At 63.5% G+C, this 9924-nt stretch carries 5 protein-coding genes and 1 rRNA gene; all 6 read right to left on the bottom strand.

Annotated features, from left to right (window positions below; genetic code table 11):
- Window positions 1–775 (bottom strand): 16S ribosomal RNA (locus HXS66_RS05870); the annotation flags it as partial.
- A 495-nt stretch (window positions 776–1270) separates the two neighbouring features.
- On the bottom strand, window positions 1271–3166 hold the full coding sequence (locus HXS66_RS05865) for a M48 family metallopeptidase (protein WP_176503062.1): 1896 nt from the start codon (window positions 3164–3166) through the stop codon (window positions 1271–1273).
- A 70-nt stretch (window positions 3167–3236) separates the two neighbouring features.
- Window positions 3237–3830 (bottom strand): LemA family protein, encoded by a 594-nt coding sequence (locus HXS66_RS05860; RefSeq protein WP_077379321.1) that lies wholly within the window; start codon window positions 3828–3830, stop codon window positions 3237–3239.
- 187 nt (window positions 3831–4017) lie between these two features.
- Window positions 4018–5691 carry a bifunctional 2-methylcitrate dehydratase/aconitate hydratase gene (locus HXS66_RS05855; RefSeq protein ID WP_176503061.1) on the bottom strand — a complete coding sequence of 558 codons (1674 nt, stop codon included), beginning with the start codon at window positions 5689–5691 and terminating at the stop codon, window positions 4018–4020.
- A 205-nt stretch (window positions 5692–5896) separates the two neighbouring features.
- A complete protein-coding gene (gene prpF, locus HXS66_RS05850; protein ID WP_176503060.1) occupies window positions 5897–7165 on the bottom strand; it encodes a 2-methylaconitate cis-trans isomerase PrpF in 1269 nt (422 codons plus the stop codon).
- Window positions 7162–9864: a Fe/S-dependent 2-methylisocitrate dehydratase AcnD gene (gene acnD, locus HXS66_RS05845; protein WP_176503087.1), complete on the bottom strand. Its 2703-nt coding sequence runs from the start codon at window positions 9862–9864 to the stop codon at window positions 7162–7164. The genes prpF and acnD overlap by 4 nt, the downstream gene beginning before the upstream one ends.
- Window positions 9865–9924 lie beyond the last annotated feature (60 nt).

The raw sequence follows: 9924 nt of genomic DNA, 5'->3' as shown, positions 1-9924 counted from the left end.
TACCCACGCTTTCGCACCTCAGTGTCAGTGTCAGTCCAGAAGGCCGCCTTCGCCACTGGTATTCCTCCCGATCTCTACGCATTTCACCGCTACACCGGGAATTCTACCTTCCTCTCCTGCACTCTAGCCAAGCAGTTCCAGATGCCGTTCCCAGGTTGAGCCCGGGGCTTTCACACCTGGCTGACTTAGCCACCTACGCGCGCTTTACGCCCAGTAATTCCGATTAACGCTTGCACCCTCCGTATTACCGCGGCTGCTGGCACGGAGTTAGCCGGTGCTTCTTCTGCGAGTGATGTCTTTCCTCGGGAGTATTAATCCCGAAGCGTTCTTCCTCGCTGAAAGTGCTTTACAACCCGAAGGCCTTCTTCACACACGCGGCATGGCTGGATCAGGCTTTCGCCCATTGTCCAATATTCCCCACTGCTGCCTCCCGTAGGAGTCTGGGCCGTGTCTCAGTCCCAGTGTGGCTGATCATCCTCTCAGACCAGCTACGGATCGTCGCCTTGGTGAGCCGTTACCTCACCAACAAGCTAATCCGACATGGGCTCATCCGATAGCGCAAGGTCCGAAGATCCCCTGCTTTCTCCCGTAGGACGTATGCGGTATTAGCCTGAGTTTCCCCAGGTTGTCCCCCACTATCGGGCAGATTCCCATGCATTACTCACCCGTCCGCCGCTCGACGCCTTCTAGCAAGCTAGAATCGTTTCCGCTCGACTTGCATGTGTTAAGCCTGCCGCCAGCGTTCAATCTGAGCCATGATCAAACTCTTCAGTTGAAAGCTTGATAGTCTGTTAAGCAGACCAAACTTGGTTCAGAGTCAAACTTCTCGTGAGAGGCTTGCTCCGATATTTGGTGACCTTGTCACCACTCATCGGCAAGCGCTCACACGAATTACCTGATCAAATTTTTAAAGAGCGTCGCTGTTAAGCGAGGAGGCATATTCTATCCGGAACGCTTGAAAAGTCAAGCACTTGATGATGAGTCAATCGACTGCCTCTAAGCATCATCCAGCGGTGAGGAGCGTTGCCCGACCACCTGTTCCGTAAGGAGTGCGGCGTATTCTAGCGAATCGCCCGGGATTGTCAATCGATGATTTGGAAGCGGACTTCAAAAACATCAAACAAAACAATCATCTGCAAACCTCTTTTACCGCTGGTAACGCCATGCGTCCCCGGCAGCGGATGCGTACTTTACGCACGATCCGGGCTGAGCACAAGGGCTTTTTCAAGAGATTGTCATCACGCTGTCACGGACGTGGCCACTCAAGGCGTCATCCTTCCGCCGGCCGGGATACCGGCTGCGCCCGCCATCCGCCACGAGATTGCGACTGCATCTCGAGAGCGGCTTCCAGGCGTGCTTCCGGCAGCTGCATGACGCGCGCCAAGAGTGTCAGCAAGGCCACCTCTTCATCGGCCAGTGTCTGATCGGCATGCACTACCTGAGCAAGCGCCGCGAACCAGCGTTGCTTGTCCATGGGACGCAGGTGCGCCAGATGCGTGAGATGACGGCAGCGCAGCGCAGGGTTATCCCCCCCCGTCTGCGACTGCGGATACTCCAGCGCCAGACCAAGTTCCGCACTGGCGTCCAGGAAGATGTCCTTGCGCAGTGCTTCATCGTCGATGAGTCCAACCATCAGCACGAGCCAGTGCTGACAGGCCGGCTGGGATTGCTGCAGGGCCAGCGAGTCGCTCTTGCGATCGATCCGCGGGTCCAGTGATTCCAGCAGCAGTTGCCACAGACACCAGACGAACATGTCCTGCGGAGGTGTCTGCGCCTTGAGCATGCGATGCGCGCGCTCATCCGCTTCCCGCCAGCGCGGTATCAACCGGTTGAGCAGGGGGATCCACTCGACCCGCGGCAAGGACTCGAGCCTGCGCCGCGCCTCACGCACGCGCTTGCCATCCAGCCAGTCATGCTGACGCTCAAGCTCGGTGAGCCAGACACCGCGTGTGGTCAGCTCCGAGGGCGCGATCATCGCCACCACCAGCTGCGGGCAGAGAAACCTCGACAGCGTCAGGCTCTCGAGTTCTCCTCGTGAGCGCGAGAGCTCCCCCATGACCGCCGCGCCGGCGATACCCGCCATGACCCCGCCAAGCACGTCTGCCCCGATGGGGCCCTGCTGCTCGAAGGTATGCACCGGCTGCTGGCGCGCACTCAGATACTGCCGGTCCCAGCGAGGTTCCAAGCGCTTGATGCGTTCATCCAGCGGAGGATGCGAGTCGAACCAGCCTGTCAGCCATGGCGGGCGCGCTTCGACGAAGAAGAGATGGTTGTAGGTCATGGCGCGCGGATGCTGGATACGCCCCTGCCAACCCATGCCACCGATACGCTTGAGGGCCGAGGCGATGCCATCCGGGAAGCGGGTCAGGCGCACCGCACTGGCATCGGCGAGATATTCGCGTGAGCGCGCGACCCCGCGCTGCAATAGTCGCCCTCCCAGCCCGCCGAGACTGCCGAGCAACCACAGCGCCACACCCACCAGCATCAGCTGTGGCATGCCGCCTTTCCTGTCGGAACCGGAGGAGCGCGCCCTGCCCAACACGAAGCCGATGCGCCCTGCCCCCATCAGGAAGCGCCCCGCCTCGGAGAGAAACACCAGGCCGTGGACTGCACTCGCCAGACGCAGGTTGAGGCGGATATCGCCATTGGCGATATGGGCGAACTCGTGAGCGACCACGCCCTGCAGCTCGTTGCGATCCAGCTGCTCCAACGCCCCGCGACTCAGCGCGATCACCGCATCCTGTGGCCGATAGCCCGCCGCGAAGGCATTGATCATCGCCTCATGCGGAAGCAGGAACAGCTGCGGCGTGGGCAGGTTGGCGGCAATCGCCATCTCTTCCACCACATTCAGTGCCCGTCGCTCGCTCGAGTCCTGCGTCTCGACATCCACCAGCTTGCCACCCAGGCGTGCCGCCACCATCGCACCGCCCTGCTGCAGACGCCGCAGCTCACGCGCCGCGACCAGTGCATTGCACAGGAAGATGATGCTCGCCACCGGCCAGACATATTCAAACGTCGTGGTGGCCGGGCGCCCCAGGAAACTGCTGATCGCGACATGCACTACGGCGCCGGCGGCAAGAGACACCACCAGCGACATGGCCGTGAAGGCCATCAGCAATAGCCGCGTTCGACGACGCGCACTGTCCTGCTCGTGATAGAAATTCATTCGCGCTCGCCATCTATCCTGTCAGGATCACAGCTCAAGACCGCTGCGAGAGAAGCATCCGTCGGTCGGCTCATGAGAAGCTGACATCGGGGGCCTGACGAATCTTCACGCTGTCATCGAAGGCCAACAGGCCTGCATCACTGCGATGACCGAAGGTCGGTGCGAACATCACCTGCGGGAAGCTCTGGCGATAGACGTTGTAATCGGTGACGGCATCGTTGTAGGCCTGACGCGCGAAGGCGACGCGGTTCTCGGTGGCGGTCAGCTCTTCCATCAGGTCGCTCATGGTCTGGTCCGCCTTGAGCTCCGGATAGGCCTCGACCACCACATCCAGCTTGCCCAGACTCGCCGCCAGCCCCTGCTCGGCGCCGGCCAGACTGGCCAGCTTGTCCATGCTGCCGGGGTGCGCCGCTGCGGCATTCAAGGCCGCCATCGCCTTGTTGCGAGCATTGATCACTTCTTCCAGGGTGCCACGCTCATGACTCAGATAGCCCTTGGCCGTCTCGACCAGATTGGGAATCAGGTCGTAGCGCCGCTTGAGCTGAACCTCTATCTGCGCGAAGGCATTCTCGAAGCGCGCCTTCAGGCTGACCAGCTTGTTGTAGATCGAGATCACGTAGATGACGATCAGCGCGATTCCGCCCAGCAGCAGAAATGTTTTCATGATGAGTCCCTTGTGATGATGCCTTTGCAATGAAGACTCGGCAGGCGTTGTCCCGCTCTTCGGCGAGTCTTTGCAAGCGCCCCTGTCGATCGTTCTGTGCAATCCGCTTCCAGTTTACCCATACCGGATGACGGCACCAGTCAATTGGATGACTGATTGCCAACGGGACATCATGCGGCTGGCAGCCTCACGGCACCCAATGCGCCATGAACTCGTGCACGGGCAGTGCTTCGAGTCGCTCGCGATCGCCCAGCAACGCCATCAAGGTCTCACACCGCGAGGGCGGGAAGCAGGTGGCCAGATTGGCCCGACACTTGTCCTCGAGTGGGGCGAGCGACTCTTCACGCCGTCGGCGATGTCCCAGCGGGTATTCCACCGTCACCTGCTCGGTGGCACTGCCATCGCAAAAGACCACCCGCAGGGCATTGGCGATCGAGCGCTTGTCGGCCTCCAGATACTCGCGGGTGAAGCGCGCCTCTTCCTTGACGACCATCCTGTCACGCAGCCGGTCGATCTCCGGGTGAGCGGCATGGAAGCCATCTTCATAGTGATCCGCGTTCAACTCCCCGAAGATCAGCGGCACCGCGACCATGTATTGCAGGCAATGATCGCGGTCAGCCGCATTGGCGAGCGCGCCCTGCTTGGAGATGATGCGGATCGCCGATTCGTGGGTGGTGATCTCGATGCGCTCGATCTCCTCGAGCCGGTCGCGCACCTCGGGGTGGAGCTGGATGGCGGCCTCGGCGGCGGTCTGGGCATGGAATTCGGCCGGGAAGGAGACCTTGAAGAGCACGTTCTCCATCACATGGCTGCCCAGAGGGCGCGCCAGCGTCAGGCGCCGTTCGTCTTCAGGCTTGAGGGCGAGATCGCTGTTGTTGTGACTGAAGGAGACATCATTGAAGCCCCACTGCGGCGCACTGAGAGCGCCGGGGATGCCCATCTCACTACGCAGGGCAATGTCCGCCAGCCGCACGCCGCGTGAGGTGGCGTCTCCCGCCGCCCAGCTCTTGCGCGAGCCCGCATTGGGCGCATGACGATAGGTGCGCAGACTCTGGCCATCGACAAAGGCGTGCGACAGCGCCGACAGCAACTGCTCGCGATTCGCTCCCATCAAGCGCGCCGTCACGGCGGTGGTCGCCACCTTGACCAGCATGACATGGTCAAGCCCGACACGGTTGAAGCTGTTGTCCAGCGCCAGCACGCCCTGGATCTCATGCGCCATCACCATGCTCTCCAGCACATCACGCATCACCAAGGGTGGCTTGCCCTGCGCGACACGCTGGCGCGAGAGGTGATCCGCCACCGCCAGAATGCCGCCAAGATTGTCCGAGGGATGCCCCCACTCCGCCGCCAGCCAGGTGTCGTTGTAATCCAGCCAGCGGATGGTGCAGCCGATATCCCACGCCGCCTTGACGGGATCAAGACTGAAGGCAGTGCCAGGCACCCGCGCACCATGCGGCACCACGGTCTCGGCCACCAGCGGGCCGAGATGCTTGGTGCATTCCGGAAAGCGCAGCGCCAGGATGCCGCAGCCGAGGGTATCCATCAGACACACCCGAGCGGTGTCCATCGCCTCTGCCGAGGGACCTGAGCGCTCGCGCTTGCCGGCCAGGCCATCCACATCCACATCCGTATCCGCATCCGCGATACGAGGATCGTCGCAATACCCCAGCACATAGTCGGCGATCTGTTGCAGCTCCGGGTCATAGTCCGGGCGCTGATTGGCGCTGGCCTGATTGGCGCTGGCCTGATTGGTACTGGCTTGATTGGTGCTGGCCTGGTTGGTACTGGCCTGACTTTTACTGGCTTGAGTGGCGCTGAGACGGCTGTCGCCCGTCTGATCAGAGGATGGCGTGCTCATACATGACCTCCTGTCGTGGATCGTCTTTGCTCGCATACATCTCCCGCGATACCGGCACATCCCTCGAAATACCCGAGTCCGCACCACGGAAACGCGAAAGCCGGCCCTCTGCACTTGCATGCCAGGCCGGCTTTCATCGGGATGCCGCAGGAGGGATATCAAGAGAGATATATTGACAGTAGACCATCGCCTGCCAATGCCGGCGCTAGCGCATCAAGGTCTCCGCCGGCACCCGCACCCAGCCTTCCATCAGGATACGCGCGCTGCGACTCATCACGGCCTCACTGACGGTCCATTCGCCCTCGCCTTGCTGGCCGTCACCGACCTGACCCGAGGGTGACTGACGATGGGCACTCGCGCCGACCCTGAGCGTGCCGGAGGGATGCCCGAAGCACACCGAGTCACGCGCGGTGCCAGTCTGCCCAGCTCCAGACTCAGCATCGGCCCCGCCAGCGGCGGCAAGATTGACCAGCGTGTCGGGAACCGCGGCCGCCGCGGCGATGGCGACGGCCGCGGTGCCCATCATGGCGTGATGCAGCTTGCCCATCGACACGGCGCGAATCAGGACGTCGATCTCGTCGGCCTTGATCTCGCGACCACTGGAGACGACGTGATCCATCGGCGGCGCCACGAAGGCGACCTTGGGGGTGTGTTGACGTCTGGCGGCTTCGCCCAACTCCTGGATCAGCCCCATGCGCAGTGCGCCGTGGGCGCGCAATGTCTCGAGGCGCGCAAGCGCCTCGCCATCCGCGTTGATCGCCTCCTGCAGCTCGGTGCCCTGATAGCCGAGATCACGGGCATCAACGAAGATGGTCGGGATGCCGGCATTGATCAGGGTCGCCTGGATTCGCCCGCCCGCGACCACCGATTCCGGCACTTCCAGCGTATCGACCACATTGCCGGTGGGGAACATGCTGCCCTCACCCGCGGCGGGATCGCGGAAGGCGACCGCCACTTCGGCGGCCGGGAAGGTCACGCCATCCAGGGCGAAGTCGCCGGTTTCCTGGACGCGCCCTTCGCACATCGGCACGCGCGCGATGATGGTCTTGGCGATGTTGGCCTGCCAGATGCGCACCTCGGCGATGCCGTCACGCGGCAGGCGCTCGGCCGGCACCAGGCCCTTCTCGATGGCGAAGGGCCCGACCGCCGCCGAGAGGTTGCCGCAGTTGCCGCTCCAGTCGACGAAGGGCGAGTCAATGGAGACCTGGCCGAACAGGTAGTCGACGTCATGATCCGGCTGTTCGCTGCGACTGATGATCACCGTCTTGCTGGTGCTGGAGGTCGCGCCCCCCATGCCGTCGATCTGCTTGGCGTAGGGGTCGGGGCTGCCGATCACGCGCAGCAACAGGGCGTCACGCATCGGGCCCGGCACCTGCGCCGCTTCCGGCAGTTCATCGCGCAGGAAGAACACGCCCTTGCTGGTGCCGCCACGCAGATAGGTGGCGGGAATCCTGAGCTGTGCCTGCTGGCTCATGCCGATACCTCCGCCGCCGTCTCGCCCGGTGCCTGTGAGCTGAGGAAGTCTTCAGCGAAGCGCTGCAGCACACCGCCCGCGGAGTAGATGGAGACCTCCTCACGGGTATCGAGGCGACAGGTGACCGGCACGCGTTCGACCAGGCCTGCCTTGTCGCCGGCGGTGCGCTCGATCACCAGCGTGAGCGCTGCCCCCGGAGCCGGTTCGCCCTCGACGGCGTAGATCTCGCTGCCATCCAGCGCCAGCGTCTTGCGCGTGGTACCGGCGGCGAACTGCAACGGCATCACGCCCATGCCGACCAGATTGGTGCGGTGGATACGCTCGAAGCCTTCCGCGACGATGGCCTCGACCCCCGCCAGCCGCACGCCCTTGGCCGCCCAGTCACGTGAAGATCCCTGGCCGTAATCCGCACCCGCGATGATGATCAGCGGTTGCTTGCGCTGCATGTAGGTCTCGATGGCCTCCCACATGCGCACTACCTTGCCTTCCGGCTCCAGACGCGTGAGCGAGCCCTGCTTGACCTCGCGCTTGCCGTCCGCCCCTTCCACCACAGCCATCTCGTTGATCAGCTTGGGATTGGCAAAGGTGGCCCGCTGCGCGGTGAGGTGGTCCCCACGGTGAGTGGCGTAGGAATTAAAGTCCTCTTCCGGCAGGCCCATCGCGGCCAGATACTCGCCCGCCGCACTGCTGGCCATGATGGCATTGGAGGGCGACAGGTGATCGGTGGTGATGTTGTCCCCCAGCACCGCCAGTGCCCGCATGCCGGTGAGCGTCGGCGCGCTGGCCAGGCCGCCTTCCCAGTACGGCGGACGACGGATGTAGGTGCTCATCTCGCGCCAGTCATACAGGGGACTGGTGGAGGCATCGCGGTCGTCTCTGGCCTCGAACATCGGGATGTAGACCTGACGGAAGTGGTCCGGCTTGACGCTGGAGCCGACGATGGCGTCGATCTCCTCGTCGCTCGGCCACAGGTCCTTGAGCATGATCGGCGAGCCGTCCGGCGCATGTCCCAGCACGTCCTTCTCGATATCGAAGCGGATGGTGCCGGCGATGGCGTAGGCGACCACCAGCGGCGGCGAGGCCAGGAAAGCTTGCTTGGCGTAGGGATGGATACGGCCATCAAAGTTGCGATTGCCGGACAGCACTGCGGTGGAATAGAGATCGCGCTCGATGATTTCCTGCTGGATCGCCGGGTCCAGGGCACCGCTCATGCCGTTGCAGGTGGTGCAGGCGAAGCCGACGATGCCGAAGCCGAGCTGCTCGAGTTCCGGCAGCAGTTCCGCTTCTTCCAGATACAGCTGCACCGCCTTGGAGCCCGGCGCCAGCGAGGTCTTGACCCACGGCTTGCGCGTCAGTCCCAGCGCATTGGCGCGCCGAGCCAGCAACCCTGCGGCGATGACGTTGCGCGGATTCGAGGTGTTGGTGCAGCTGGTGATGGCGGCGATGATCACCGCGCCATCCGGCATCAGATCACGCCCGTCCTCGTCCTGTTCATGCTCGACCACGCCGGAGATGCCGCGCGCGGCCAGCTCGCTGGTCGGCACGCGACTGTGCGGATTGGAGGGCCCCGCCAGGGTGCGCACCACCGAGGACAGATCGAAGGTCAGCTCGCGCTCATATTCCACCGCGCCCTCGATATGGCCGGTCTCATCTGCCCACAGGCCAGTCTCGCGTGCGTAACGCTCGACCAGCGCGATGTTCTCCGGCTCGCGGCCGGTCAGGGTCAGGTAATCCAGCGTCTGCTGGTCGATGTAGAACATCGCCGCCGTGGCGCCGTACTCCGGCGTCATGTTGGAGATGGTGGCGCGATCACCCAGCGTCAGGCTGGCCGCGCCTTCGCCGAAGAATTCCAGATAGGAGGAGACGACCTTCTCGGCGCGCAGGAATTCGGTCAACGCCAGCACGATATCGGTGGCGGTGATGCCCGGCTGCGGGCGCCCGGTGAGGCGCACGCCGATGATGTCGGGCAGGCGCATGTAGGAGGCTCGCCCCAGCATCACGCTCTCGGCCTCCAGCCCACCGACGCCGACGGCGATCACGCCCAGCGCATCGACATGTGGCGTGTGGCTGTCGGTGCCCACCAGGGTATCCGGGAAGGCGATCTGATGGCCCTTTTCATCGGCGCGCGACTCGATCACCGGCGACATCCGCTCCAGATTGATCTGGTGCATGATGCCGTTGCCCGGCGGGATCACGTCGATGTTCTCGAAGGCCTGACGGGTCCAGTCGATGAAGTGGAAGCGGTCCTCGTTGCGACGCTCCTCGATGGCGCGGTTCTTGGCGAAGGCGTCCTTGTCGAAGCCGGCGTGCTCCACCGCCAGCGAGTGGTCGACGATCAACTGGGTCGGCACCACCGGATTGACCTTGGCCGGGTCTCCGCCGCGCTCGGCGATGGCATCACGCAGGCCGGCCAGATCCACCAGCGCGGTCTGACCGAGGATGTCATGACACACGACGCGCGCGGGGTACCACGGGAAATCGAGATCACGCCGACGCTCGATCAATTGCACGAGGCTGTCACGCAGCTGATCCGGCGGGCAGCGGCGCACCAGGTTCTCGGCCAGTACGCGTGAGGTATAGGGCAGACCGGCGTAGGCGCCGGGGGCGATGTCTTCCACGGCGGCACGCGCATCGAAGTAGTCGACCGGGGTACCCGGTGACGCCGTGCCAGGCAGGGGTTTGCGATACTCGGTATTCATGGGCATCCGGACTCATCAGGCGATCAGGAAAACGATCGGCCAGCACGCTGACTGGCCGAG

The organism is Cobetia sp. 5-11-6-3, assembly GCF_013374055.1.
Lineage (GTDB): Bacteria > Pseudomonadota > Gammaproteobacteria > Pseudomonadales > Halomonadaceae > Cobetia > Cobetia marina.
Note: the sequence above shows the minus strand (reverse complement) of the source record. Positions and strands in the feature narration are given on the sequence as shown.

Bases quoted from the DNA above. Each gene is read 5' to 3' on its own strand.
- HXS66_RS05855 (WP_176503061.1), bottom strand. From the start codon at position 5,691: ATGAGCACGCCATCCTCTGATCAGACGGGCGACAGCCGTCTCAGCGCC.
- prpF (WP_176503060.1), bottom strand. From the start codon at position 7,165: ATGAGCCAGCAGGCACAGCTCAGGATTCCCGCCACCTATCTGCGTGGC.
- HXS66_RS05865 (WP_176503062.1), bottom strand. From the start codon at position 3,166: ATGAATTTCTATCACGAGCAGGACAGTGCGCGTCGTCGAACGCGGCTA.
- acnD (WP_176503087.1), bottom strand. From the start codon at position 9,864: ATGAATACCGAGTATCGCAAACCCCTGCCTGGCACGGCGTCACCGGGT.
- HXS66_RS05860 (WP_077379321.1), bottom strand. From the start codon at position 3,830: ATGAAAACATTTCTGCTGCTGGGCGGAATCGCGCTGATCGTCATCTAC.